This is a genomic window from Nocardioides panacihumi, from assembly GCF_039530925.1.
GTDB classification, from domain to species: domain Bacteria; phylum Actinomycetota; class Actinomycetes; order Propionibacteriales; family Nocardioidaceae; genus Nocardioides; species Nocardioides panacihumi.
On the sequence record NZ_BAAAPB010000001.1, the window covers coordinates 1 to 25,765 of the forward strand.

24 protein-coding genes are annotated in these 25,765 nt (G+C 72.0%); 11 read left to right on the forward strand and 13 right to left on the reverse strand.

All coding sequences use genetic code 11. From position 1 onward, the window contains the following. Positions 1-92: 92 nt before the first annotated feature. Together ABD205_RS00005 and ABD205_RS00010 are read right to left on the reverse strand one after the other, a co-directional pair. Entirely contained in the window at positions 93-491 is a 399-nt protein-coding gene (locus tag ABD205_RS00005; RefSeq protein ID WP_344041097.1) for a cold-shock protein, read from the reverse strand. 62 nt (positions 492-553) lie between these two features. Then, positions 554-1,204, reverse strand: coding sequence for an HAD family hydrolase (locus ABD205_RS00010; RefSeq protein ID WP_344041099.1), 651 nt, complete (start codon positions 1,202-1,204; stop codon positions 554-556). A gap of 139 nt (positions 1,205-1,343) precedes the next feature. On the opposite strand from ABD205_RS00010, the gene lepB reads away from it, so the two are divergent. After that, positions 1,344-2,078 carry a signal peptidase I gene (lepB, locus tag ABD205_RS00015; RefSeq protein ID WP_344041101.1) on the forward strand — a complete coding sequence of 245 codons (735 nt, stop codon included), beginning with the start codon at positions 1,344-1,346 and terminating at the stop codon, positions 2,076-2,078. A gap of 45 nt (positions 2,079-2,123) precedes the next feature. On the opposite strand, the gene ABD205_RS00020 is transcribed toward lepB, so the two are convergent. Then, entirely contained in the window at positions 2,124-3,398 is a 1,275-nt protein-coding gene (locus tag ABD205_RS00020; RefSeq protein ID WP_344041103.1) for an FHA domain-containing protein, read from the reverse strand. A gap of 41 nt (positions 3,399-3,439) precedes the next feature. Here ABD205_RS00020 and ABD205_RS00025 point away from each other — a divergent pair, with 41 nt between their 5' ends. From ABD205_RS00025 to ABD205_RS00035, 3 genes are read left to right on the forward strand one after another with little or no spacing between them, the layout of a single operon-like run. Then, positions 3,440-5,671, forward strand: coding sequence for a helicase-associated domain-containing protein (locus tag ABD205_RS00025; RefSeq protein ID WP_344041105.1), 2,232 nt, complete (start codon positions 3,440-3,442; stop codon positions 5,669-5,671). Between the two features lie 44 nt (positions 5,672-5,715). After that, on the forward strand, positions 5,716-6,516 hold the full coding sequence (locus ABD205_RS00030; protein WP_344041107.1) for a crotonase/enoyl-CoA hydratase family protein: 801 nt from the start codon (positions 5,716-5,718) through the stop codon (positions 6,514-6,516). A 36-nt stretch (positions 6,517-6,552) separates the two neighbouring features. After that, positions 6,553-8,211, forward strand: a complete 1,659-nt coding sequence (locus ABD205_RS00035) for a DNA repair helicase XPB (protein WP_344041109.1) — start codon at positions 6,553-6,555, stop codon at positions 8,209-8,211. A 32-nt stretch (positions 8,212-8,243) separates the two neighbouring features. Here the strand turns inward: ABD205_RS00035 and ABD205_RS00040 are convergent, their stop codons facing one another. Continuing rightward, a complete protein-coding gene (locus ABD205_RS00040) occupies positions 8,244-8,606 on the reverse strand; it encodes a hypothetical protein (RefSeq protein WP_344041111.1) in 363 nt (120 codons plus the stop codon). 202 nt (positions 8,607-8,808) lie between these two features. Between ABD205_RS00040 and ABD205_RS00045 the strand changes: the two genes are divergently transcribed. Further along, the gene (locus tag ABD205_RS00045; protein ID WP_344041113.1) at positions 8,809-9,990 is read left to right on the forward strand and encodes an RtcB family protein; all 1,182 of its coding nucleotides are present in this window, start codon (positions 8,809-8,811) and stop codon (positions 9,988-9,990) included. 60 nt (positions 9,991-10,050) lie between these two features. Here the strand turns inward: ABD205_RS00045 and ABD205_RS00050 are convergent, their stop codons facing one another. Both ABD205_RS00050 and ABD205_RS00055 read right to left on the reverse strand, forming a co-directional pair. Further along, complete coding sequence (locus tag ABD205_RS00050; RefSeq protein WP_344041115.1) at positions 10,051-12,402, reverse strand: ATP-binding cassette domain-containing protein; 2,352 nt, start codon at positions 12,400-12,402, stop codon at positions 10,051-10,053. A 50-nt stretch (positions 12,403-12,452) separates the two neighbouring features. After that, on the reverse strand, positions 12,453-13,067 hold the full coding sequence (locus ABD205_RS00055; RefSeq protein ID WP_344041117.1) for a VOC family protein: 615 nt from the start codon (positions 13,065-13,067) through the stop codon (positions 12,453-12,455). Positions 13,068-13,201: 134 nt separating this feature from the next. On the opposite strand from ABD205_RS00055, the gene serA reads away from it, so the two are divergent. The 3 genes from serA to ABD205_RS00070 are packed head-to-tail and all read left to right on the forward strand — an operon-like array spanning position 13,202 to position 16,348. Further along, entirely contained in the window at positions 13,202-14,404 is a 1,203-nt protein-coding gene (gene serA, locus ABD205_RS00060) for a phosphoglycerate dehydrogenase (RefSeq protein WP_344041119.1), read from the forward strand. Positions 14,405-14,433: 29 nt separating this feature from the next. Then, positions 14,434-15,051 (forward strand): HD domain-containing protein, encoded by a 618-nt coding sequence (locus ABD205_RS00065; RefSeq protein ID WP_344041121.1) that lies wholly within the window; start codon positions 14,434-14,436, stop codon positions 15,049-15,051. A 52-nt stretch (positions 15,052-15,103) separates the two neighbouring features. Next, positions 15,104-16,348, forward strand: a complete 1,245-nt coding sequence (locus ABD205_RS00070; protein ID WP_344041123.1) for an MFS transporter — start codon at positions 15,104-15,106, stop codon at positions 16,346-16,348. A gap of 106 nt (positions 16,349-16,454) precedes the next feature. On the opposite strand, the gene ABD205_RS00075 is transcribed toward ABD205_RS00070, so the two are convergent. Then, complete coding sequence (locus ABD205_RS00075) at positions 16,455-16,718, reverse strand: DUF4031 domain-containing protein (RefSeq protein ID WP_344041125.1); 264 nt, start codon at positions 16,716-16,718, stop codon at positions 16,455-16,457. Positions 16,719-16,777: 59 nt separating this feature from the next. Between ABD205_RS00075 and ABD205_RS00080 the strand changes: the two genes are divergently transcribed. Continuing rightward, a complete protein-coding gene (locus ABD205_RS00080) occupies positions 16,778-17,131 on the forward strand; it encodes a hypothetical protein (RefSeq protein WP_344041127.1) in 354 nt (117 codons plus the stop codon). Here ABD205_RS00080 and ABD205_RS00085 read toward each other — a convergent pair. Further along, positions 17,128-17,847: a GntR family transcriptional regulator gene (locus ABD205_RS00085; protein ID WP_344041129.1), complete on the reverse strand. Its 720-nt coding sequence runs from the start codon at positions 17,845-17,847 to the stop codon at positions 17,128-17,130. The genes ABD205_RS00080 and ABD205_RS00085 overlap by 4 nt on opposite strands. 114 nt (positions 17,848-17,961) lie before the next feature. Between ABD205_RS00085 and ABD205_RS00090 the strand changes: the two genes are divergently transcribed. Next, positions 17,962-18,585: an alpha-ketoglutarate-dependent dioxygenase AlkB gene (locus tag ABD205_RS00090; RefSeq protein ID WP_344041131.1), complete on the forward strand. Its 624-nt coding sequence runs from the start codon at positions 17,962-17,964 to the stop codon at positions 18,583-18,585. A 7-nt stretch (positions 18,586-18,592) separates the two neighbouring features. Here the strand turns inward: ABD205_RS00090 and ABD205_RS00095 are convergent, their stop codons facing one another. Continuing rightward, complete coding sequence (locus ABD205_RS00095) at positions 18,593-19,696, reverse strand: DUF2207 family protein (RefSeq protein WP_344041133.1); 1,104 nt, start codon at positions 19,694-19,696, stop codon at positions 18,593-18,595. 124 nt (positions 19,697-19,820) lie between these two features. Between ABD205_RS00095 and ABD205_RS00100 the strand changes: the two genes are divergently transcribed. Then, positions 19,821-21,080, forward strand: a complete 1,260-nt coding sequence (locus ABD205_RS00100; RefSeq protein WP_344041135.1) for an MFS transporter — start codon at positions 19,821-19,823, stop codon at positions 21,078-21,080. Positions 21,081-21,083: 3 nt separating this feature from the next. Here ABD205_RS00100 and ABD205_RS00105 read toward each other — a convergent pair whose 3' ends face one another. The 4 genes from ABD205_RS00105 to ABD205_RS00120 are packed head-to-tail and all read right to left on the reverse strand — an operon-like array spanning position 21,084 to position 25,715. Further along, complete coding sequence (locus ABD205_RS00105; protein ID WP_344041137.1) at positions 21,084-21,908, reverse strand: SRPBCC family protein; 825 nt, start codon at positions 21,906-21,908, stop codon at positions 21,084-21,086. Then, a complete protein-coding gene (locus tag ABD205_RS00110; RefSeq protein WP_344041139.1) occupies positions 21,908-22,771 on the reverse strand; it encodes an FAD binding domain-containing protein in 864 nt (287 codons plus the stop codon). Before ABD205_RS00110 ends, ABD205_RS00105 begins: the two co-directional genes overlap by 1 nt. Next, on the reverse strand, positions 22,768-25,209 hold the full coding sequence (locus ABD205_RS00115; RefSeq protein WP_344041141.1) for a xanthine dehydrogenase family protein molybdopterin-binding subunit: 2,442 nt from the start codon (positions 25,207-25,209) through the stop codon (positions 22,768-22,770). Before ABD205_RS00115 ends, ABD205_RS00110 begins: the two co-directional genes overlap by 4 nt. After that, positions 25,206-25,715, reverse strand: a complete 510-nt coding sequence (locus tag ABD205_RS00120) for a (2Fe-2S)-binding protein (protein WP_344041143.1) — start codon at positions 25,713-25,715, stop codon at positions 25,206-25,208. The genes ABD205_RS00115 and ABD205_RS00120 overlap by 4 nt, the downstream gene beginning before the upstream one ends. Positions 25,716-25,765: the final 50 nt, after the last annotated feature.

Genomic DNA, 25,765 nt, shown 5'->3' on the forward strand with positions numbered 1-25,765 from the left:
GATCCGGGTTCGGGTCGCGATAGACGGACCCGAACCCGGATCTCGACGGACCAGAACCCGGACCTCGGCGTTAGGCGTGAGGGCGTGAGGCGTTAGAGCTCGAACTCGTCAGCGAGGACGCGAAGGGCCGGGCTCACCTTCTTCGCCAGGTCCCGGCCCGGCGGTCGGCCGTGCTCGTAGCCCTCACGGATGTCCTCGAGCAGCTTGATGACGTTCTCGACGATGACCGTCATCTCCTCGGGCTTGCGGCGCTTGGCGGCGGCCACGTTCTTCGACACCGACGGCGGCGTGTCGAGGATGCGCACCTGCAGCGCCTGGTCGCCGCGGCGGCCCTGGGCGATGCCGAACTCGACCCGGGTGCCGGCCTTGAGGCTCTTGGCGGCGCCGGCCGGGAGGGCGTCGGCGTGGACGTAGACATCGGGACCGCTCTCCTGGGACAGGAAGCCGAAACCCTTCTCCGCGTCGAACCACTTCACCTTGCCAGTAGGCACCGGACTGACCTCTTCTTGCTCGTGAGACTGGGACCGGGCATCTGCACCCGGGCCGACAGAGCCTAGCCGAGCGGGGGCGGGCGGTGCGCGGCCGTTCCTGCCAGGTGCGCGTCGAGCCACGCCGGGAACTGGGAGAGGTCGTCAAGGATCACGTGGGTGCCGGCCGCCTCGAGCTCGTCGCGCGTGCAGCCGCCGGTGAGCACCGAGACGCTCAGGACGCCGGCGGCCAGTGCGCCTTCGACGTCGTGGACGTGGTCGCCGACGTACACGCTGGCGCCCTCCCGGCGCAGCACGTCCGCCTTCCCGACACCCCAGACCCAGCCCTCGAGGTGATCGATCTCGAAGCCGACGTGGTCGACGTGAAGCTGGGCGTTGGCGGCGTACTTCCCCGTCACGACCACGACCCGCCCGTCGTGGCGACGGACGGCGGCGAGCGCGTCGTGCGCACCCTCGAAGGCCGTGACGCTCTCGATGGCGTGCTCGGGGTAGAGCGCGCGGAAGCGGTCGCCGGCGGCGGCGATCTGGTCGGCGGGGAGGTACGGCGCCAGCAGGATGTCCAGCGGCGGCCCGAGCTTGGCGGTCATCTCGTCGACCGGGAACTCGACGCCCAGCTCGTCGCCCAGCGCGACGAGGACGTCGCGGAAGCCCGGGACGGTGTCGATGAGGGTCATGTCGAGGTCGAACCCCACCACCAGCTGCCCCGACTCGCTCACGGCGTCGATGCTAGACGCCGCCTCCGCGCAGCGGCGCCCCGGTTCGGGTGCGGCCGGGTCGGGTGGGGCCATGATGGACGGCGTGCGCTTCAGACGTCCCCGGCCTCGTCGTCACCACTCGGTGGATAAGGTCCCGCTCGTGACAACTGACGAGCGCACCGGAGCGACCAGCAGCTCCTGGAAGGTCCTCCGGGAGACCGTGATCCTGCTGGTCGTCGCGGTCGGGCTCGCGGTGATCGTGAAGACGTTCTTCGTCCAGGCGTTCTACATCCCGTCCGGCTCCATGGAGCCGGGGCTGGTCATCAACGACCGGATCCTGGTCGAGAAGCCGTCGTACTGGACCGGCAGCCCGCAGCGCGGCGACATCATCGTCTTCAAGGACCCCGGCGACTGGCTCGACCAGGGCGAGGACGCGGGTCCGACCAGCCCGGTCGCGAGCACGCTCGCCAAGATCGGGCTCTACCCCTCGGGCGGCCACCTCGTGAAGCGCGTCATCGGCGTCGCCGGCGACAAGGTCGTGTGCTGCGACAAGGACGGCCGCATCTCGGTCAACGGCACGCCTCTCGCCGAGGACTCCTTCATCGACCCCCAGCAGGACTGCGACGGCCCGATGGCCGGGTGCTCGGGATGGTCGGCGACGGTGCCGAAGGGCAAGCTCTTCGTGATGGGCGACAACCGCGACGAGTCCGCTGACAGCTCGTTCCACCTGTGCACCGCCGACGACGGTCCCGACTGCAACAAGAACGACGCGTACGTCTCGACCGACCTCGTGGTGGGCAAGGTGGTGGCGCTCGTGTGGCCGCTCAGCCACGCGCACATCATCCACCGGCCCGAGGTCTTCGACGACGTCGCCGAGCCGGCGAAGCAGGACTGACGGACTACCGCACCCCGTCCGGGGTGTCGGAGCCCGGGTCCGCGCTCAGGCCTCGCTGACCCGGATGGTCAGACCGTCGCCCAGATCGATCATGGCGCCGATCTGCAGGACGACGGGTACGCCGGGCCGCAGCTCCTCAGGTCGCTGACCGGGCTGCACGAGCAGCGTGCCGTTCGTCGAGCCGAGGTCGGTCACGACCGCGCTGCCGTGGTCGTCTCCCGTGCCCGGACGCACCTCGAGGTGCGTCGAGGAGATCTCGGCGTGCGGGCTCGGCACCGTGACGAGCATCGGCTCCTCGTCGGCCGGGAACCGACCGGCGCCGGGAGCACGGCCGATCACGACGAGTCCGTCGACGTCGATCTCGTTGCCGCTCGAGAACGAGAGATGGGCGACGGGGCCCGGACGCTCCCAGGAAGGCTCGGGCTCGGGCTCCGGCTCAGGCTCAGGCACGGGCGGGGGCGGGGGCGTCATGGCCGGGATCTGCTCGGTCAGCGCGTCGTCCCACTCGGAAACCGGCGGGGGCCCCGGTGGCGGCGGCACGGTCGGCAGCGGCGGGATCGTCGGCAGCGGTGGGGGCGGCGGGAGCGTGGGCGCGGGCGGCACCGGCGGGAGCGGAGGGACGGCCGCGGGCGGCGTCCAGGAGGGCGGCTCGCCGAGCACGTCGTCGTCGGTCGGCGCCTCGTCCTCCGGCGCCGGGAGGTCGATCTCGTCGGTCAGCGGGTCGGGCACGAGCTCGAGCCTCGGCGGGGGCGTGGTCGGCGGAAGCGCGGTCGGCGGAAGCGCGGTCGGCGGAAGCGCGGTCGGCGGAAGCGCGGTCGGCGGAAGCGCGGTCGGCGGCGGCGAGCTCGGCGGCGGAGCGGTCGGCCCCGGGGCCGGCGCAGCGGCCTCGACGGGCGTCTCGAGCCCGGCCAGCCGGATCAGACCGGCGGCCACCTGCAGCTGCGGACCGGACGGCAGCTCACCGGGCAGCGTGACGGACAGGCGACCGACCTCGTGGAGCACCCGCTCGACCCACATGGACATCCCGGAGCCGGCGACCTGCACCGTGCCCTCGGCGGTCTCGAAGGTCGCGGACGCGTCGCCGCGGATCACCACCCGTGTGGTGTCGCCGTCGCTCGCGAGCAGAACGAAGCCCGGCAGGGACGTCAACCCGTCGGCGACCAGGGCGTCCAGGACGGCGTCGAAGCCCGCGCCGTCGTCGACGAGCGCCCACAACGAACCCGCGCGGGCCTTCTCGCTGCCCGGCAACAGGACGGTCGCGTGCTCGCCCACGATCCCGAACCAACCGCCGGGCTGGTAGGAGAAAGTCCGATCAGTCACAGGCACATCCCACCACATCTGGACCCCGTAGCCTGAGCAGGATGACCTCCAGCAGCGGATTCCGTTCGCTCGCCGACCAGCTGCGCGCCTGGCCGGACGAGCGGATCGCCGCGCTGCTGCACGCCCGGCCCGACCTCGCGACACCTGCCCCGCACGACTCCGGACAGCTCGCGTCACGGGCCGCGACGCGCGCCTCGCAGCAGCGCGCGCTCGACCAGCTCACGCGTTCCGAGCTGGTCGTGCTCGACGCCGTGGTGGTCCTCCAGCACACCACGCCCGAGGCGCTCGAGGAGGTCGTCAACGCCCGCCCGGAGACGGTCCGGGCAGCGCTCGACCACCTGCTCGGACTCGCGGTCGTCTGGGAGTCGGACGCCGGGCTGCGCGCCCTGACCGGCGTGACCGACGCGCTCGGCACGATCAGCGGGCTGCGACCGGCGACGGAGGGGCGGTCACCGGCCGACGTACGGCCCCTGGTGGAGCAGGTCTCGCCCGCCGCGCGGGCCATGCTGGAGCACGTCGTCGACGCGGGTGGCGAGGCGGTCACCAGTGCACGCACCACCGTGTCGGTCGCCGATGCTGCCACGCCCGCCGAGGAGCTCATCGCGCGCGGCCTGCTCGTGGCGCGCGCCGGCGGCCCGATGGTGGTCCCGGGCGAGGCCGGGATCGCCGTACGCGGCCACACGACCGTCGAGCCTGTGGACGTCGCACCCGAGGTGCCGACGTCGCCGCGCGCGCGGGCGCTCGTGGACAAGATCGCGGCGGGCGCCGCGTTCGAGGCCGTACGACGCACCGAGCTCCTCGTCGACGGGTGGGGCGCCGCCCCGCCCGCCGCCCTGCGCTCCGGCGGCCTCGGCGTGCGCGACCTGCGCGCGACGGCCGCCCGGCTCCACGTCGATGAGCCGACGGCCGGCCTCCTCGTCGAGGTCGCCCACGAAGCCGGACTCGTCACCGCCGCGGCCGACCCGGAGGGCAGCCCGGCCTGGCTCCCGACCGACCGCTTCGACACCTGGTGCGCCGAACCCGTCGCCGAACGCTGGGCGACGCTGGCCGCGGCGTGGCTGGCCAGCGACCGCACCCCGAGCGTGGTCGGCGAGCGCGACCAGGCCGGCAAGGTGTGGAACGCCCTCCAGCCCGAGCTGGTCAGCCCGCTCGTCCAGGAGACCCGCCGGATGACGCTGGCCCAGCTCGCCCTGCTCCCCGACGGCGAGGTGCTGGCCGCCGGGACGGGCGTCCCCGGCCTGGTCGCCCGGCTCGGGTGGCTGCGGCCCCGCCGGCCGCGCCAACGCACCGACCTGGTCGTCCACATCCTGACCGAGGCGGCGACGCTCGGCGTCACGGGCCTGGAGGGCCTCGCGTCGTACGCGCGTGCGCTGGTCGACGGTGGCGACCCGGCGTCCGCGCTCGCCGAGCTGATGCCGGACCCCGTCGACCACGTGCTGCTGCAGGCGGACTTGACGGCCGTCGCCCCCGGGCCCCTCGAGCCGGCGCTCGCGCGCAGCCTGCAGCTGATCGCCGACGTGGAGTCGCGGGGCGGGGCGACGGTCTACCGCTTCACGCCGGCCAGCGTCCGGCGCGCGTTGGAGGCGGGGTGGAGCGCGGCGGAGGTCCACGGCTTCCTCGCCTCGGTGTCGCGCACACCCGTGCCGCAACCGCTCGGCTACCTCGTCGACGACGCGGCGCGGACGTTCGGCTCGATCCGGGTCGGGTACGCCGAGGCGTTCCTGCGCGCCGACGACGAGACCGCGCTGACCGAGCTGCTCCACCACCCGCGTGCGGCGACGCTGGGGCTGCGCAGGATCGCGCCGACGGTTCTGATCTCGTCGACGCCGATCGACGTGCTCCTCCCCCGGCTCCGCGAGCTGGGCGCGGCCCCGGTCGTCGAGGCGGCCGACGGCTCCGTCCACGTGGCCCGGCCGGACCAGCTCCGGGCGCGGACGCCCCGGTCGCACCGCTCGCCGGCCGCCGAGGCACGCGAGTCGGCCCGCGTCGCCGCGGTGGTCCGGGCGCTGCGCGCGGGCGACGAGGCCGCGGCCTCGGGGCGCTCGACGGCGCAGCTCACGCCCGCGGACGCGCTGGCCGCGCTCCGCGAGGCGGTCGAGACGTCGGTCGCCGTCGTCATCACGTACGTCGACAACCACGGCACCCTCGCCGACCGGGTCGTCTCGCCGGTGCGCGTCGAGGGTGGCCAGCTGGTCGCCGTCGACAGCCGCGTGGACGAGACGCGCGCGTTCGCGGTGCACCGCATCCGGGACGTGCGGCCCGTCGAGCGGTGAGCGGCCAGGCGCCCGTTCGACCGGCGGCCGCTAGGGTCGCGACCATGGCCGAGCCGCTGCTCATCACCCGGGACGGACACGTCGAGACCTGGACGCTCAACCTGCCGGAGCGCCGCAACCCGATCTCCGACGCGCCCATGGTCGACGCGATCGAGGCCGCCGCGACCCGCGTGACCGGCGACGTGTCGGTGCGGGCCGTGATCATCACCGGCGCGGGGTCCGCGTTCTCGTCGGGCGGCGACGTCAGGGCGATGGCGGAGCGGTCCGGGATGTTCGGAGGCACCGGCGCGGAGATCGCCGACGGCTACCGGCGGGGCATCCAGCGGATCCCGCGCGCCCTCTTCGACTGCCCGGTGCCGCTCATCGCGGCCGTCAACGGGCCGGCCGTCGGCGCGGGCTGCGACCTGACGCTGATGTGCGACATCCGGATCGCCTCGACGGAGGCGTTCTTCGCGGAGTCCTTCGTCAAGGTCGGCCTCATCCCCGGCGACGGCGGCGCCTTCCTGCTGCCACGGGTCGTCGGCGCAGCGCGCGCGGCCGAGATGGCGCTGACGGGCGACCGGATCTCCGCCGAGACCGCGCTGGAGTGGGGGCTCGTGTCCCGGGTCGTCGCTCCCGGGGACCTCCTCGCTGCCGCGCGGGAGATCGCCGACCGGATCGCGGCGAACCCGCCGGTCGCCGTACGCGCGGGCAAGCAGCTGCTCCGCGAGGCCGCCACGCTCTCCCTGGACCAGGTGCTCGACACCTCTGCCGACGTCCAGGCGTTCATGCACGGGACCGCCGACCACGCCGAGGCGGTCGCGGCGTTCGTCGAGAAGCGCGAGCCGCGCTTCTCCGGCGAGTAGGCCGGTCCGGAGGACCCGCCCGTACCCTTGTCTGTCGTGAGCGACGGCCCCCTGATCGTGCAGTCTGACAAGACCCTGCTCCTGGAGGTCGACCATCCTCGTGCGGGGGACGCCCGCAAGGCGATAGCCCCGTTCGCGGAGCTGGAGCGGTCACCGGAGCACATCCACACCTACCGGCTGACGCCGCTGGGCCTGTGGAACGCGCGCGCGGCCGGACACGACGCCGAGCAGGTCGTCGACGCGCTGCTGGAGTTCTCGCGCTACGCGGTCCCGCACGCGCTGCTCGTCGACATCGCCGAGACGATGGCCCGCTACGGACGGCTGCGCCTGGAGAAGCACCCGACGCACGGGCTCGTGCTCGCGTCCAACGACCTGCCGGTCTTCGAGGAGGTGCTGCGCGCCAAGAAGATCCAGGGCATGCTCGGCTCCCGCATCGACCCGGTGCCCGACAGCGTGGGCTCGGTCGCGGTGCATCCGAGCGAGCGCGGCAACCTCAAGCAGGCGCTGCTGAAGCTGGGCTGGCCGGCCGAGGACTACGCCGGGTACGTCGACGGCGAGGCCCACGCCATCGACCTCGACGAGACGTCGTGGGAGCTGCGGCCCTACCAGCGCGAAGCGGCCGAGTCGTTCTGGCACGGTGGGTCGGGCGTCGTCGTGCTGCCGTGCGGGGCGGGGAAGACGCTCGTCGGCGCCGCCGCGATGGCCCACGCCCGGGCGACCACCCTCATCCTCGTCACGAACACGGTCTCCGCGCGGCAGTGGAAGGACGAGCTGGTCCGGCGGACGTCGCTGACGGCGGACGAGATCGGGGAGTACTCCGGGTCCACCAAGGAGGTCCGGCCGGTCACCATCGCGACGTACCAGGTCCTGACGACGAAGCGGAAGGGCGTCTATCCGCACCTCGAGCTGCTCGACGCGCGTGACTGGGGCCTCATCGTGTACGACGAGGTGCACCTGCTGCCCGCGCCGATCTTCCGGATGACCGCGAACCTGCAGGCGCGTCGCCGGATCGGGCTGACCGCGACGCTGGTGCGCGAGGACGGCCGCGAGGGCGACGTGTTCTCGCTGATCGGCCCCAAGCGGTACGACGCGCCGTGGAAGGACATCGAGGCGCAGGGCTGGATCGCGCCGGCGGACTGCGTGGAGGTGCGCGTGACGCTGCCGTCCGCGGACCGGCTGGCCTACGCGACCGCCGAGCCCGAGGAGCGCTACCGGCTCGCCGCCTGCGCCCGCGAGAAGGTCTCGGTGGTGCGCTCGCTGCTCGCGCGGCACGCCGGCCAGCCGACGCTGGTCATCGGGCAGTACCTCGACCAGCTCCACGAGCTCGCCGACGCGCTCGACGCGCCCGTCATCTCCGGGGAGACCACGATCAAGGAGCGGCAGCGGCTGTACGACGCCTTCCGCGCCGGCGAGGTCGGCCTGCTCGTCGTCTCGAAGGTCGCCAACTTCTCCATCGACCTGCCCTCGGCGGAGGTCGCGATCCAGGTGTCAGGGTCGTTCGGCTCGCGCCAGGAGGAGGCGCAGCGCCTCGGCCGGCTGCTCAGGCCGGGCGCGCCGGGCAAGGTCGCGCACTTCTACACGATCGTCTCCCGCGACACCGTCGACGCGGACTTCGCGGCCAACCGCCAGCGCTTCCTCGCGGAGCAGGGGTACGCGTACCGGATCGTGGACGCGGACGACGTCGAGCGGGCTTGAGTGTCTCGACCACCCCGGGGTGGCCCAGGCACTCAAGGGTGGAGGATCGCGCGGCGCCGACGCGGCACACGCCGCGCGGTCTGTGCACGCCGGCCGTGCCGGATCAGCTCGGCACTCAGCTGGTGCTCGAGCAGGTAGATGGCCTCCGAGACCGTCGGCGCGAAGCGGTCGGCGTGGACGAACGTGTGGCCCACCTCGAGCACCGCCTCGACCTCGGCCGCGGACGCTGACGCAGGGTCGTCGCGGACGTTCACGACGACCTCGGCGGATCGGACCGCGCAGTGCGCGCTGGCGATGGCATCCTCGATCGCGGCGCGCGCCTCGTCCCCCGCCTGATAGTCGGCGCCGCCTCGCAGCCTGATCTGCACCCGCACGGGTCCCGTCGCTGACGTCATCTCTGTCACGCTCCTTCGCATCAAGCGAACGCGCTAGGCCGGGGCCTCGACAGGGCCGAAGGTCCCACTCGGCGCTGCGGTTGGGCCCTCCCACGCCGCAAATCCGTCGCACAAGCGATTTCCGCGTCCCTAGCCTCGTGCGTCGGCCCGCCGCCCGGCGGGCACCGGACACACGAGAAGGGCCACGACGCAGGAACCCACGATGAAGCAGATCACCCCGAAGCTCCTCAGCTGGGCTTCGATCCTCGAGGACAGCACGCGCGAGCAGGCGGTGACGGCGGCTCGCATGCCGTTCATCCACCCGCACATCGCGCTGATGCCCGACGCCCACCTGGGGCTGGGCGCGACGGTGGGATCGGTCATCCCGACCCTCGGCGCGATCATCCCGGCAGCGGTCGGCGTCGACATCGGCTGCGGCATGATCGCGGTGCGGACCAGGTTCACGCGCGACGACCTGCCGGCCGACCGTCGGCCGCTGCGCGAGGCCATCGAGCGGGCCGTCCCGCTCAACGCCGGCGCCGCGAACCGCAAGGTCAGCCGCGAGCACACCGAGCGCAGGCTCGAGATCCTCACCCAGGAGGCGCAGGGCGCCGGCTTCGAGCCCGGGTCCTACGCCCGGCACTGGGAGCTCCAGCTCGGCACGCTCGGATCGGGCAACCACTTCATCGAGGTCACCGTCGACGAGGCGGACCGGGTCTGGCTCTTCCTGCACTCGGGCTCGCGAGGGGTCGGCAACAGGATCGCCCAGCACCACATCAAGGTCGCCCAGGCCCACTGCCGCGACCGGGACGTCCGTCTGCCGCACCGCGACCTCGCCTACCTGGAGGAGGGGACGCCGCAGTTCGACCGCTACATCGCCGAGATGCGGTGGGCGCAGCACTACGCGCTGCTCAACCGCGAGGAGATGATGGACCGCGTGATCCGGCAGTTCGGCGAGTGGGTCGGAGCCGGTGACGGGCAGGGCGTCGAGCGGACCGAGGAGATCAACTGCCACCACAACTACACCGAGCCGGAGACGCACTTCGGTGAGCGGGTGTGGCTGTCCCGCAAGGGGGCGATCAACGCGGAGGCCGGACGGCCCGGGTTGATCCCGGGGAGCATGGGCACGGCGTCGTACGTCGTCTCGGGGCTCGGCAACGCCGCGGCGCTCAACTCGGCGCCGCACGGGGCCGGCCGCAGCCACTCGCGCAACGCGGCCCGCCGACGGTTCACCCATGACGACCTGCGGGTGGCGATGGCGGGCATCGAGTACCGCGACACCGACGCCTTCATCGACGAGATCCCGGCGGCGTACAAGGACATCGACCAGGTGATGGCGGACGCCGCCGACCTGGTGGAGATCCGGCACACGCTGCGGCAGATCGTCAACGTCAAGGGCGACTGACGGCCCGGACGTCATACGTGGTGGTTGCTCGGGCGACCACCACGTATGACGTCCGCGGGGTCATGGAGCGACGTACGCCGCGAGGTGCTCGCCCGTCAGGGTCGACCCGGCGCGCACCAGGACAGCGGGTGTGCCCTCGAAGACGACCGTCCCGCCGTCGTGGCCGGCCCCGGGGCCGAGGTCGATGATCCAGTCGGCGTGCGCCATGACCGCTTGGTGGTGCTCGATGACGATGACCGACTTGCCCGAGTCGACCAGCCGGTCGAGCAGGGCGAGGAGGTTGTCGACGTCGGCGAGGTGGAGGCCGCTGGTCGGCTCGTCGAGCACGTAGACGCCGCCCTGCTCCGCCATGTGCGTGGCCAGCTTGATGCGCTGACGCTCGCCGCCGGAGAGGGTGTTGAGCGGCTGGCCGAGCTTGAGGTAGCCGAGACCGACGTCCTCCAGACGCGCGAGGACCGCGGCCGCGGCCGGCGTCCTCGCGTCACCGGCGGCGAAGAACGCGTGCGCCTCCGCGACCGGCAGGTCCAGCACCTCCGCGATGTTGAGGCCGCCGAAGCGCAGCTCCAGCACGGCGGCCTGGAAGCGCTTTCCGCCACAGTCCTCGCACACGCTCGCGACCGTCTCCATGAAGCTGAGCTCGGTGTAGATCATCCCGTTGCCGTTGCAGGTCGGGCAGGCACCCTCGGAGTTGGCCGAGAACAGCGCGGGCTTCACGCCGTTGGCCTTGGCGAAGGCCTTGCGGATCGGCTCCAGCAGCCCCGTGTACGTCGCCGGGTTGCTGCGCCGCGAGCCCTTGATCGCCCCCTGGTCGACGACCACGACGCCCTCGCGCCCGGCCACCGAGCCGTGGATCAGCGACGACTTGCCCGAGCCCGCGACGCCGGTGACGACGCAGAGCACACCGAGCGGGACGTCGACGTCGACGTCGCGCAGGTTGTGCTCCGACGCACCCCTGATCTCGAGGTGGTCCGAGGCCGTGCGGACGCTCTCCTTCAGCACCGCACGGTGGTCGAGATGGCGTCCGGTGAGGGTGCCGGAGCTCTTCAGCCCCGCCACCGTGCCCTCGAAGCAGACGGTGCCGCCTCCGGTGCCGGCGCCGGGGCCGAGGTCGACCACGTGGTCGGCGATGGCGATGGTCTCGGGCTTGTGCTCGACGACGAGCACGGTGTTGCCCTTGTCGCGCAGCTCGAGGAGGAGCGTGTTCATCCGCTCGATGTCGTGCGGGTGCAGCCCGACGGTGGGCTCGTCGAAGACGTAGGTCACGTCGGTCAGGGCGGACCCGAGGTGGCGGACCATCTTGGTGCGCTGAGCCTCACCCCCGGACAACGTGCCCGAGGGGCGGTCCAGGGAGAGATAGCCCAGACCGATCTCGACGAACGAGTCGAAGAGGTGCAGCAGGTTGGCGACCAGCGGGGCCACGCCCAGGTCGTCGATGCCGCGCAGCCACTGCGCCGCGTCGGTGACCTGCAGGGCGCAGACGTCGGCGATGCTCAGGCCCTTGATCTTCGAGGAGCGCGCCGAGGAGTTGAGGCGGGTGCCGTCGCACTCCGGGCACGTCTTGAACACGGCCGCCCGCTCGACGAACGCCTTGATGTGGGGCTGGAGCGAGTCGACGTCCTTGGAGAACATCGACTTGCGCAGCTTCGGGATCAGCCCGTCGTACGTGACGTTGATGCCCTTGGCCTTGATCTTCGTCGTCTGCTTGTAGAGCAGGTCGTGCCGCTCCTTCTCGGAGTAGTCAGCGATCGGCTTGTCCTTGTCGAAGAAGCCGGACTCGATGAAGGTGGCGACCATCCAGCCGTCCGCGGTGTAGCCCGGCACCAGGATCGCGCCCTGCGCCAGCGACCTCGACTCGTCGAGGATCACGGACAGGTCGAGGTCGGAGATGGTGCCGCGCCCCTCGCACTCCGCGCACATGCCGCCCAGGTAGACCGCGTCCTTGACGATCTTCTTCTCGCCCTTGGGGCCGGTCATCACGCCGCTCGCCCTGGTCGTGGGGATGTTGAAGGAGAACGCCGTGGGCCCGCCGATGTACGGCTTGCCGAGCCTGCTGAACAGGCTGCGCAGCATGGCGTTCGCGTCGGTGACGGTGCCGAGGGTCGAGCGGGCGTTGGCGCCCATCCGCTCCTGGTCGACCAGGATGGCGGTCGTCAGCCCTTCGAGCACGTCGACCTCGGGCCGTGGCAGGTTCGGCATGAAGCCCTGCACGAAGGTCGAGTAGGTCTCGTCGATCAGCCGTCGTGACTCGGCGGCGATGGTGCCGAACACGAGCGAGCTCTTGCCCGACCCCGACACGCCCGTGAAGACGGTCAGGCGGCGCTTCGGCAGCTCGATGCTGACGTCCTTGAGGTTGTTCTCGCGAGCGCCCTGGACCCTGATCAGGTCGTGGCTGTCGGCGGCCGACGTGGTCATCGTCTCTCCCTGTGATCGCAAAGGTCGCTGGCCCGATCCAACCACGCGCGTCAGACAGTCGCGCCCTCCCACTCGAACCCGTCCGGGTCGGTGAAGACCCCGGCGTCCGCGCCGATCGCGATGCGGTGCGACCCGTCGCCGTCCTGCGGCACGCCGGCGTCCTTGGCGAGGGCCTTGCGGCCGTAGAGGGCCAGCTTCACGCCCGCGGACGCAGAGTCGAACTCGACGTACTTGCGACCGAAGCTGCGCGCGACGGAGAGCCCGCGCTCGACGTAGAACCGCTTGCTCTCGGTGATGTCGGTGGTGCCGAGCAGCAGCACGACCTGCTCGACGTCGCGGGTGGCCGGACCGGTGTCCTTCCTGGACGAGGTGGCCACCTTCCAGAGCGTCCCGTCGGGGGCCTGGACGACGCCGCCGTAGCCCCAGAGGCTCCTGGCACCCGGCTTCACCGTCGTCGCACCGGCGTCCAGGGCGGAGTGCAGCAGCGCGTCGGCGTCGGCCGGCTGCGACACGAGGAGCGAGAGGGTGAACCCGCGGAACCCGGACGTCGGCGACGTGGCGCCGCGGACCCGGAGTCGGTCGCCCAGGCCGAAGGCGGCGTCGTAGAAGGCGGTGGCGGCGGCCGGGTCGGGCGCTTCGATGGTGATGCTGTCGATGGCGGTCATGGCTGACTCCTCCTGATCGGGTGCTGTCACGGTTTCGACGACCGGCTCCCGGCAGATGTGACACGGCCGGCGCCACCGTCTCGCCGGTCAAGCCGCGACTCGGAGCCGTCAGCGGCCCCCCTTACGCTGGAGCCATGGCCAAGGCGCTCCTGCTCGAGAACATCCACCCCGTCGCCGTCGAGAACCTCGAGGCGTCCGGTTTCGACGTGGAGCTGCGCACCGCGAGCATGTCCGAGGACGAGCTGGCCGCCGCGCTCCCCGGGGTCACCCTGCTCGGCATCAGGTCCAACACGCACATCACCGAGCGGGTGCTCGACAGCGCCCCGGACCTCACCGCGATCGGCTGCTTCTGCATCGGCACGAACCAGGTCGACCTGGCGGCCGCCGCTGGCCGCGGCATCGCAGTCTTCAACGCGCCGTACTCGAACACGCGCAGCGTCGTCGAGCTCGTCATCGCCGAGATCATCAGCCTCGCGCGGCGGCTGCCGGAGAAGACGCAGAAGATGCACGCCGGCATCTGGGACAAGAGCGCCAAGGGCTCCCACGAGGTGCGCGGGCGGACGCTGGGCATCGTCGGCTACGGCAACATCGGCACGCAGCTGTCCAACCTCGCCGAGGCGATGGGGATGTACGTCGTCTACTACGACATCGCCGACCGGCTCGCCCACGGCAACGCCCGCCGCATGCCCACGATGGACGCGCTGCTGGCCGAGGCCGACGTCGTCAGCCTGCACGTCGACGGGCGCCCGGGCAACGCGGGCATCTTCGGCGACGCCCAGTTCAAGAGGATGAAGCCGCGCAGCATCTTCATCAACGCCGCCCGCGGCATGGTCGTCGACACCGAGTCGCTGCGCGAGCACATCCTGGCGGGCCACATCGCCGGCGCCGCGCTCGACGTCTTCCCGATCGAGCCGAAGGCGCAGGGCGACGAGTTCGAGTCCCCGCTGCGCGGCCTCGACAACGTCATCCTGACGCCGCACGTCGGCGGCTCGACGCAGGAGGCGCAGGAGGACATCGGCTACTTCGTGTCCTCCAAGCTGAGGAACTTCCAGCTCCAGGGCTCGACGGAGCTGTCGGTCAACCTGCCGGCCGTGCAGCCGCCCGCGCTGGTCGAGGGCGCCCGGATCGGCTTCCTGCACGTCAACGTGCCGGGCGTGCTGGCCGAGGTGAACAACATCCTGGCGACCGAGGGCGTGAACGTGACCGGGCAGTACCTCGCGACCCGCGGCGAGCAGGGATACGTCGTCACCGACGTCTCCGGGCACGTCTCCGAGGCCGCCCTGGAGAAGCTGCAGGCCTCGCCGCACACGCAGTGGCTGCGCGGCTGGGACGCCTGACCTCGCCGTCGGCGGGGATGTCGGGTTGAATGACGCACGTGGAGCTGCCTCAACATTGGCCCCTGCCTGACGCGATCGCGCTTCGCGACGAGCTGCAGGCGGCGTACGACGAACCCGGCCGCCGCTATCACGGCAGCCGCCACCTCGCCGAGGTGCTCGCGCGCCTCGAGGAGCTGCGCGAGGCCGGGACCCGCTTCGAGGAGCTGCCGGTGACCCTCGCCGCGTGGTTCCACGACAGCGTCTACGACGGCGAGCGCGACGCCGAGGAGCGGTCGGCCGTGTGGGCCGAGGACGCCCTCGACGGACGCGTCGAGCCGCCCGTCGTCGCCGAGGTCGCGCGGCTGGTCAGGCTGACCGAGACGCACCGACCGGAGGACGCGGACGCCAATGGCTGCGCGCTCTCCGACGCCGACCTGGCGATCCTCGCCACGGGCCCCGAGCGCTACGCGGAGTACCGCGCGGCGGTCCGCGACGAGTACGCCCACCTCGACGCCGAGGACTTCCGCAAGGGCCGCGCGCAGGTGCTGCGGCACCTGCTGGAGAAGGACACGATCTTCCACACGGCGTACGCGCGAGACGCCTGGGAGGCGGTCGCCCACGCCAACCTCGAGGCGGAGCTGCTGGAGCTCGCGGAGGGCCAGCAGTAGGCCCCGGATAACAATTCGTCTCGGAGGCCGGGCTCCAGGGAGAATCCTCCCCGTGGGATTCGCGACGTACGCCGAGGTGCTGAAGAACCCGGTGGTACGCCGGATCCTCCTGCTGGGGATGTTCATCCGCGTGCCGCTGTGGGCCGCGGGCGTCGTCATCACGCTGCACGTCGTCACCCACCTGGGCCGCTCGTACACCGAGGCCGGCCTCGTGTCGACGATCGTCGCGGTCGCGCTCTCAGTGAGCAGCCCGTGGCGCGGCCGGCGCCTCGACCGCGTCGGCCTGCGCGCAACGGTGCTGCCGTCGATCGTGATCGGCGCGGTGGCGTGGAGCATCGCGCCATGGCTGAGCTACTGGCCCCTCGTGGTGGTCGCGGGCGTCGCCAGCCTCTTCGCGGTGCCGAGCTTCTCGATCATCCGGCAGGTGCTGATCGGCCACGTCCCCGACCGGCAGCGGACGACGGTGCTCTCGGTCGACTCGGTGGCCACCGAGCTCACCTTCCTCGTCGGCCCGGTGCTCGGCGTCCTGGCGGCGACCTACCTCCCGACTCCGGTGGCGCTGCTGATCTGCCAGCTCAGCGTCGTGGGCGGCGCGATCATGCTGTGGATCGCGAACCCTCCCCTCAACAGCCAGCACTCCGACCTCTCGGCCGGGAAGGTGTCGGTCCGGTCGTGGATGACCCCGTCGGTCGTCATGGTCCTGGTCATCGCCGTCACGAGCACGGTCATCCTCACCGGCGAGGACCTCTCCACGGTGGCCGCGCTGCGGGACTGGGACCAGACCACGGCGATCGGGTGGACGCTCGCCCTGTGGGGAGCCGGCTCGGCCATCGGCGGCATCGTGTACGGCGCCCTGCACCGCCACCCGTCGGCCGCCGCGCTGCTCGTCGGCCTCGCCGGCACCACCGCGCTGGTCGCCTTGGCTCCCGACGGCAACCTGTTCTGGTTCGCACTCCTGCTGACCCTCTCGGGCGTCTTCTGCGCGCCCACCATCACCGCCACTGTCGACGACCTCTCGCGCAGCGTGCCGGCGAGCGTGCGTGGCGAGGCGATGGGCTGGCACGGCTCGGCGCTGACGTTCGGCAGCGCCGTCGGCGCGCCCATCATCGGCCTCGCGCTCGACCACGGCGGCTGGTCCTGGGGCTTCGCCCTGGCCGGCCTCATGGGCCTGGTCATCGCCCTTCCCGGCCTGGCGCTGACCCGCCGCGGCCGGGCGGCCGCCGGGGCGCCGACCGTCGAGGAGGCGGTCGCCCTGGGCGACGCCCAGCAGGCCACGGAAGCCCCGCTCGGCATCTGACACCCCTTCTGCCGAGACGTCAATCCGTCCGGTCCGAGACGTCGATCCGTGGATACGGATTGACGTCTCGGACCGGACGGATTGACGTCTCGGCAGAAGAACGGGGTCAGCTGGGGCGAGTCTTGCGCTGGCGGAGGCCGGCCGCCCGCAGCCGCTGCACGAGCTCGCGGCTGCTGACCGCGACGGCGCCGGCGGCGACCACGTCGTCGTACCGCTCGGCCGGGACGTCGTAGTGGTCCCGGTCGAAGCCGCGCGCCGGGATGCCGATGGTGGACGCGAAGGCGTGCAGCTCGTCGTAGGACTCATCGCTCACCAGGTGCGACCAGAGCCGACCGTGGGCGTGGACCAGCGGGGGGTCGATGAGGATCACCCGCCCAGTATCGGGCCAGCGTCGCAGCGGCGTTTGGCCCCTGCGGGACCATGGAGGTGATGGATGCCGCACTGCTGTTCGAGGCCCGTGCCCTCGTCCTCGCCGACCTGCAAACCCGTGGACAGGCGACCGCCGACGCCGTGAACGCGCTGGAGGACGCCGTCTCCGAGCGCGGCTGGTGGGCCGACCAGTGGCCTGAAGGGGCGCAGTACGTCGCCGGGCTCGTCGCGCAGGACGTCCAGGATGCGCTGTTCGAGAGCGGGAGCCGGTGGCCTCTGTGCCACGGGTGCCCCCGCGAGACGCCGGAGCACTCGCTCTACATCTCCCCCGACCTCGGCGGTCCGGACCCGGTCTGGGTCTGCGAGGAGAGCGGCGACGTGATCGCACCGCTCGGCCGGTTGGAGATCCGCTAGTCGCTGCTGCCGAGGCTGACGCGCAGCGTGTACCGGTCGGCACGGAACGCCGCCCGCGACACCTCGACGGCCCTGTCGTCGGCCAGCGCGCGGCGGTGCTTGCGGACGACCGACGAGCCGGGCGAGAGACCCAGCAGCGCCGCCTCGTCGCCCATCACGACGTCGGCGGTGACGGCGTCCTCGACCCAGGTCGGGCGCAGGCCGCGGACGCGTAGCTCGTCGTACAGGCTGATCGGCATGGGGCCCTGCATGAAACCGGGCAGCAGCACCTCGTTGAGGTAGGCGTCCTCCACGCACAGCGGAGCACCGTCCGCGCGCCGCAGGCGCCTCCAGTGGATGACGGCATCGCCCTCGGTGATGCCGAGCGACCGCGCCACGCCGGCGCGTGCCTGCTCGACACGGATCAGCAGGGTCTGCGACTCGGCCACCATCCCCCGGCGGGTCATCTCCTCGCTGAAGGACAGCACCGGCGTCGAGACGCGCCGCGGCCGGGCGACGAACGTCCCTCGGCCGGGCATCCGCTCGAGCAGACCCTCGCCCACCAGCGCGTCGAGCGCCTGGCGCACCGTCATCCGGGCGACGCCGAAACGGTTCACCAGCTCGCGCTCGGACGGAGCGGGTGAGCCGGGCAGCTCGTCGGCGACGAGCGCACGGACGTACTCACGGATCTTCTCGTGCTTGAGCGCGCGCCCCCCAGGCGCCAGCACGTTCTCCACGCGGGCCAGCGTAGGTAAATCAGCGCCGCCTTGTCCGTGGATCTGGCGGACTCGTGCGGCTCACCGGGGAAATCGTTCGATCACCTGTTCGAAGGAGGGCGTAGAGTGGCACCCATGGAGTTCCAGGGCTCTCTGTTCGAGGCGCCGCCCGGCATCGGCTTCGACCGGCTGGAGCGCACACCCCTGTCCCGCGGGGCGTGGGTGGACGTCCATCGCGACTGGCTGCCGCGGGCCGACGACGTATTCGCGCGACTGGTCGAGGCGGTGCCGTGGCGCGCGGAGCGGCGGGAGATGTACGACCGCGTGGTCGACGTGCCCCGGCTGGTGCACACCTACCTCGCCGGAGACGCCCTGCCCCACCCGGTGCTCGACGAGGCGCGCGACGCCCTGAGCGAGCACTACCGCGCCGAGCTCGGCGAGCCGTTCCGCACGGCCGGCTGCTGCTACTACCGCGACGGCCGCGACTCCGTCGCCTGGCACGGCGACACGATCGGGCGAGGCAGGTCGCAGGACACGATGGTCGCCATCGTCTCGCTCGGCGACCCGCGCCGGTTGTGCCTGCGACCCCGCGGCGGAGCGCCGACGAGCGGGCGCGGGTCGATCGCGGTCGAGATGGGGCACGGCGACCTCGTCGTGATGGGCGGCTCCTGCCAGCGCACGTGGGAGCACGCGGTGCCCAAGGTCGCCCACGCGGGCCCGCGGATCTCGGTGCAGTTCCGGCCGCTGAACGTGTTCTAGCGCGGCGCTAGTCCCAGCGGCCCGCGGTGGCGCCGGCCCCACCGGAGGAGCCTCTGCCGGCGGCCGCCGTCGCGATCGCGTCGGTCACCGTGCTGCTGAGACTGTGCACCACCGCGTCGACGTGGTCACCGGTGTGCTCACCGCTGTAGGCCCCGAGGAAGGGCGGCACCGGCGGCTCCACGCCCACCTCGCTGCGATACTTCTGCGCCCACTGCCGCGTGCAGCCGAAGGCCACGGCCCACGGGACGTACGCCGTGTAGAGCTCCTCCCGCCCGGAGAAGCCGAAGCGGTGCCTGCTCGACGGCGTCGTCAGGGTCTGTCGGAAGCCGCCGACCCGCGACCACAGCTCCCGGCCGCGACGGGTGTGGCGCGTGCCGGCACCTGCGCGCGCAGCCGAGACCGCGCCGACGACCAGCGCCCCCGGGAGCAGCCCGAGCATCGACATGCCGAACGGCTGCAGCACCACGCAGGCGCCCACCAGGGCGATCCCGACCACCAGGAGCACCCCGCAGCCCCCGGTGAGCCCCAGTCGGCCCATGGTGCCCGAGCGGACGCCCCACGCCCTCGTCTCGCTGCGCACGCGCTGGATCGCACCGTCGAGTGCGGCCCCCGCCTCGGCACTCGTCCGCGAGGCGTGGAACGGGCCCGCCTCCAGCAGCGGTTCGTAGGCGAGCCGCGTGACCTCGTCGACGGGCGCGTCATGACCCCGCGTGAGGACCCAGCCCGCGTCGTCGCGGCGCAGGGAGACCGCGCCGAGGTGCGCGGCGTGCAGGAGGGTGCCGACGTAGGTGCGGGTGGTCACCCGCTCGCCGAGCACGTGGACCGCCTGGGCGGGGCCGATGCCGTCAGGTGGCGCGTCGCGGCGCGCGTACGACGGCGCACGCTCGCCCGACTCCGCCCCGATCCGGCCGGCCACCACCGCCGCGACGAGACCCGCCAGCACGACCACGACGAGGACCAGGGGCCTCGTGCCGAGCACGGCGTCCCAGCGGGCCTTCCACGGCAGGTCGGGGCGCGCGCCCGAGGAGGCGTCGCCGCTCCAGATCGCCGGCAGGCAGAGCAGTCCGGCGATCGCGGCGATGCCTGCGACGTACGCAGCGATCCGCTTCACGCCAACGCAGCCTAGGGGGCGCGGACCATCGGCCGCATGACACACAGGGGCCATCTCGCGCGTGAGCGCCGGAATTGATTCGAGTGACAGGTGTGCCAGGTGATTGCATGATCTCGTGTCGACGATGACAGCACGGCCCCGCCTCAGCTCCTTCTGGCACGACCTGCCGCGCGAGGGCAAGCTGCTTCTCTCCCTCGTCGTCGTCGACTTCCTCGGGCGCGGCCTGACGCTGCCGTTCGCCGTCGTCTACCTGCACCAGGTGCGCGACTTCTCCCTCGGCACCACCGGCATGCTGATCGGCCTCGGCTCGCTGGTCGGCTTCGCCGTCGTCGCCCCCGGAGGAGCCCTCATCGACCGGATCGGCGCGCGGAAGGTCATGCAGGGCGTGCAGGTGCTGCTCATCGCCGGAAGCGTGCTGCTCGCATTCGCCTCCACCATCCCCGTCGCAGCGCTCGCCCTCGTGCTCCAGGGACTGGCCTTCGGCGTGATCTGGCCCGCGTCGCAGAGCCTGATCGCAGCCATCGTCCCGACCGAGCTGCGGCAGCGGTACTACGGCGTGAACTTCACGCTGCTCAACCTCGGGATCGGCCTCGGCGGCATCATCAGCGGGCTGGTCGTCGACGTCGACCGGCTCTCGACGTTCCAGGCGATCTACCTGCTCGACGCAGCGACCTTCCTCCCGAGCGCGTTCGTGCTGGCCGTGCCGCTGCGCCACGTCGCAGGACGGCCGGTCCACGAGGACGAGGACGGCGAGCGGCCGAGCTACCTCACCCTGCTGCGCACCCCCGCCGTGCGGACACTGCTGGTGGTCACCCTCGTCGCGGCGTTCGTCGGCTACGCCCAGCTGAACGCAGGCATGACCGCGTTCGCGACGGTCGTCGGCGGCGTCTCGACACGTGCTCTCGGCTTCGCGTTCGCCGCGAACACCGCCGTCATCGTCGTGCTGCAACTGGTGGTGCTGCAGCGCATCGAGGGCCGGCGGCGGACCCGGGTGCTGGCCGTGATGGGCGTGGTCTGGGCCGTCTCCTGGGTGTGCCTGGGCGGCGCCGGCCTGTGGCCCGGCACGCTGACCGCGGCGCTGCTCGTGTGTGCCTGCACGACGATCTTCGCGTTCGGTGAGACGTTGCTGCAGCCGAGCATCCCGGCGATCGTCAACGACCTCGCCACCGACCGCACCCGCGGGCGCGCCAACGCGCTCAACTCCTTCGGCTTCCAGCTCCCCCAGGTCATCGCGCCGCCGATCGCAGGACTGCTCATCGAGAACGACCTGTCGTGGCTGTACGTCGCCTCCCTGGTCGCCGGCTCGCTCGTCATCGGCGTCCTGGCGATCAGCAGGCTCGAGCCGCTGCTCACCCCCACGGCGAACGGCGTCCGCGCGTCCTAGACGTCACACCTGGTCGACGTCCGTCAGGCGGCGGATCAGCCAGATGATGATCGCGAGGACGGCGACGCCGGCCGCCGCCTGCTTCCAGTAGCCCTTCACCAGCACCGGCAGCACGGTCGCACCCAGGTCGAGCGCGTCGTCGACCGGTGGTGGACCGGGGGTCGTCGACGTCGTGGAGGCGGCCGATCGCCCACCGGCCGGGGGCTGCCCGGGCTGCGGAGGCTGCCCGGGCTGCGCGGGCTGCGGAGACTGTGCGGGCTCCGGGGACGTCTGGAGCGGCGTCGAGGCGGGGCCCGCGTCCGGGTCGCCCCCCGGCGCAGCGGTCGCCGCCGCGCCCGTCGGCGCCGAGGCGGGCTCGGCGTCCTGGTCCGCCTCGGGTGCGCCGGACCGCTGCTCCAGGCACGCCACGAACTGCCCGAGCAGCTTGTCGGAGACGTCCTGCATCACGCCACGGCCGAACTGTGCTGGCTTGCCGGTGATCGAGAGGTCGGTCCGCACGGTGACGTCCGTCCCGTCGGCGGTCCCGGCGGCGTCGCCCATGGTCACCGACACGGTCGCGCCCGCCGTACCGTTGCCGCGCTTGTCGCGACCCTTCGCCTCGACGACGAAGGAGTGCGCCGCCTCGTCCTTGGAGACGAAGGTGCCCGAGCCGGCGTAGACGAGCGCGATCGGGCCGAGCTTGACCTTGACCGTCCCCTCGAACGAGTCGCCGGACACCGACGTGACCTGCGCCCCCGGGAAGCACTCCGCGAGCGAGGCGATGTCGCCGAACCGGTCCCAGGTCTCCGCGACCGACCCCGGGACGGTGAAGCTGTGGGTCAGCTCCATCAGGCGCCCGCCCCCTGCACTGCCCCCAGGACCGCTCGGCGGCACATGACCGTCACGACGTGGTTGCGGTAGTCGGCGCTCCCGTTGAGGTCCGACGGAGCGTGTGCCCCTTCGGCTGCCCGCGCACAGGCCGCCCGTATGACGTCCTCGTCGGCCCGCTGCCCGCGCAGCGCCTCCTCGACCCCGCGGGCGCGCAGCGGCGTCGAGCCCATGTTGGCCAGGCCGATGGCGATGTCCGCGATCGTGCCGTCCTGCACCCGCGCGGTGGCCGCCACCGCACAGATCGGCCACTGGTGGGCGACCCGCACCATCTTCTCGTGGTGGGCGCCCCAGCCGGTGTGCTTCGGGAGGCGCACCTCGGTCAGGATCTCGTCGTCGGAGATGGCGGTCTCGAAGAGGTCGACAAAGAAGTCGTCGGCCGAGACGGTCCGCGTGCCGCCCGGCCCCGCGATCACGAACTGCGCGTCGAGGGCGCGGGCCGGGCCACCGAGGTCACCCGCCGGGTCGGCGTGCGCGAGTGCACCGCCGAAGGTGCCGCGATGGCGGATCTGGGCGTCGGCGAGGTGTGCGACCGCCTTGGTGACGAGCGCTGCGTGCTCGGCCACGAGCGGGTCCGCACCGACCACGCTGTGCGGGGTCATCGCACCGACCACGATCGCGTCGCCGTCGTCGCGCACCCCCCGCAGCGCATCGATCCGGCCCAGGTCGATGATCATCTCCGGCGCGTTGAGGCGCATCCGGAGCACCGGGAGCAGCGACTGCCCCCCGGCCAGGATCTTCGCGTCGTCGCCGTGCTGCTGGAGCGCGGCCAGCGCCTCCTCGACGCTGGTCGGGGCGATGTAGTCGAACGGTGCGGGGATCATGCCTGTCCCTCCTCGGTGCTGAGGTGGGGCACCGCCGCGTCGACCGTCTCGCCGCCGGAGCCCGCTGTGTTGATGGCCTTCCACACCCGCTCGGGGGTGCAGGGCATCTGGACGTCGTTGACGCCGAGGTGCCGGATCGCGTCGACCACGGCGTTGACGACCGCCGGTGTCGAGGCGATGGTGCCGGCCTCACCGACGCCCTTGGTCCCGAGGGTGTTGGTCGTCGACGGCGAGGTGGTGTGGTCGATGTCGAAGCTGATCGTGTCGGCCGCCGTCGGGAGCAGGTAGTCGGTGAACGTGCCGCTGACGAGCGTGCCCGAGTCGTCGTACACCGCCTCCTCCCAGAGCGCCTGCGAGATCCCCTGCAGGAGGCCGCCGTGCACCTGTCCGCTGACGATGAGCGGGTTGATGATGACGCCGATGTCGTCGACGCAGGTGTACTTCCGCATCCGGGTCTCCCCGGTCTCGGTGTCGACCTCCATCGCGCACAGGTGGGTGCCGTGCGGGAAGCTGAAGCTGACGGGGTCGTACGTCGCCTCCGCGTCGATGCCCGGCTCCACCCCGTCCGGCAGGTTGTGAGCCGCGAAGCTGGCCAGCGCGACCTCCGTGATGCCGATCCCCTGGTCGGTGCCGCGGACGCCGAAGCGGCCGTCCTTGAACTCCAGGTCGTCGACGCTCGCCTCGAGCAGGTGTGCCGCGATGGGCTTCGCCTTCTCGACCACCTTGTCGGCCGCGAGGACGAGCGCCTCCCCGCCGACCACCAGGCTGCGTGACCCGTACGTGTCCATGCCGCGGGGCACGATCTGGGTGTCGCCGTGGAGGACCTCGACGTCCTCGAAAGGTACGCCGAGCCGGTCGGCGACGATCTGCGACCACGCGGTCTCGTGACCCTGGCCGTGGGCCGAGGTGCCGGTCAGCACCTCGACCTTGCCGGTGGGCAGCATCCGGATGGTGGCGTGCTCCCACCCGCCGGCGCCGTAGTTGAGCTGGCCCAGCACCCGGCTCGGCGCCAGACCGCACATCTCGGTGAAGGTCGAGACGCCGATGCCGAGCTGGACCGTGTCGTTGCGCTCACGGCGCTCACGTTGCTCGGCGCGGAGCTCGTCGTACCCGAAGAGCTCCTTGGCCCGGGCGGTCGCGGCCTCGTAGTTGCCGGAGTCGTAGGTCATGCCGGCGACGGTGGTGAACGGGAACTCCTCGTGCTTGATCCAGTTCTTCTCGCGCAGCTCGAGCGGGTCCATGCCGAGCTCAGCGGCGAGCTCGTCCACGAGCCGCTCGATCGCGTACGTGGCCTCCGGCCGACCGGCGCCTCGGTAGGCGTCCACCCACGCCTTGTTCGTGATCACGTTGGTGGTCTTGAACTGGTAGGCGTCGAACTTGTAGATCGCGTTGTACATCCAGGCGCCGAGCACGGGGACGCCGCCGCCGACGAGGCCGATGTAGGCGCCCATGTCGGCCAGGAGGTCCACCTTCAGCCCGGTCAGCCGGCCGTCCTTCGTGGCGGCGAGCGTGAGCCTCTGCCACTGGTCACGACCGTGGTGGGCCGCGACGAGCGACTCCGAGCGGGTCTCGGTGTACTTCACCGGCTTGCCGAGTCGCTTGGCCGCCACGAAGACGAGCCACTCCTCGGGCGTCGTCTGCAGCTTGCCGCCGAACCCGCCGCCCACATCGGGTGCGATCACGCGGATCTTGGACTCGGACGTGCCCGTCGTCGCCGCCAGGAGGAACCGCGTGATGTGCGGGATCTGGCTGGAGGTCCACATGGTGATCTGCTCACCCGTCGGATCGACCACGGTCGAGCGCGGCTCCATGAACGCGGGGATGAGCCGCTGCTGGCGGTACTCCCGCTCGATCACGATGCCGTCCTCGCGTGCCTGCGCGATGACCTCGTCGACGTTGCCTCCGGTGCCGGCCTCGCCCGAGTCGAGCACCCACACCGCGGAGACGTTCGTGCCGAGATCGGGGTGCGCCAACACCTTGTCCTCGGCCGCCTCCTTGAGGTCGAGGGCCGCGGGCAGCTCCTCGTAGTCCACCTCGACCAGGTCGGCGGCGTCGCGGGCCTCGGCGGCGCTGCGGGCGATGACGAGGGCGACGACCTCGCCGGCGAAGGCGACGTGGTCCACGGCCATCGGGAGGTGGGTCGGGCTCTTCTGCTCGGCCGAGAGCGGCCAGGCGGTGGCCATCACTCCCTGGTCATCGGCCACGTCCTGACCGGTGAGGACCGCCAGCACGTTCGGCGCCGCCTTCGCTGCGTCGGTGTCGATGCTGGTGATGCGTGCATGGGCGAACGGGCTGCGCACCATGGCCATGTGCAGCATGCCGTTGAGCTGGATGTTGTCGGTCCAGCGGGTGCGGCCCGTGATGAGCCGGGCGTCCTCCTTGCGGCGGCGGTCGCGACCGATCTCCTTGGTCTCGGGCTGGGCCTCCACGGCGGTCATGCCGGAGTCACCTCCTGCGGGGCGCCGCTGCTCCCGGCGGCCGCGGCCAGGTGGCCGGAGGCGTACTGAACGGCGCGGACGATGTTGTGGTAGCCGGTGCAGCGGCAGAGGTTGCCCTCGAGCCCCTCGCGGATCTCCTGCTCGTTCGGGTGCGGGTTGTGGTTGAGCAGGTCGATGCTCTGCATGATCATCCCGGGCGTGCAGTAGCCGCACTGCAGGCCGTGGCACTCCCGGAAGGCCTCCTGCACCGGGTGCAGCTGACCGTTCGTGGCCAGCCCCTCGATCGTGGTCACGTCGTGTCCGTCGGCCTGGACGGCCAGGACGTTGCACGACTTCACGCTCTCCCCGTCCAGGTGGACGGTGCAGGCGCCGCAGTTGCTGGTGTCGCAGCCGACGACGGTGCCGGTCTTGCCGAGCCTCTCGCGGAGGTACTGCACCAGCAGCATCCGCGGCTCGACGTCGTCACTCACCTTCATGCCGTCCACGGTGAGGTTGATCCGGGTCATGACGCCTCCAGGTGATCACGCCAATGTGGTCCCGGTCACAGTAGGAGCGC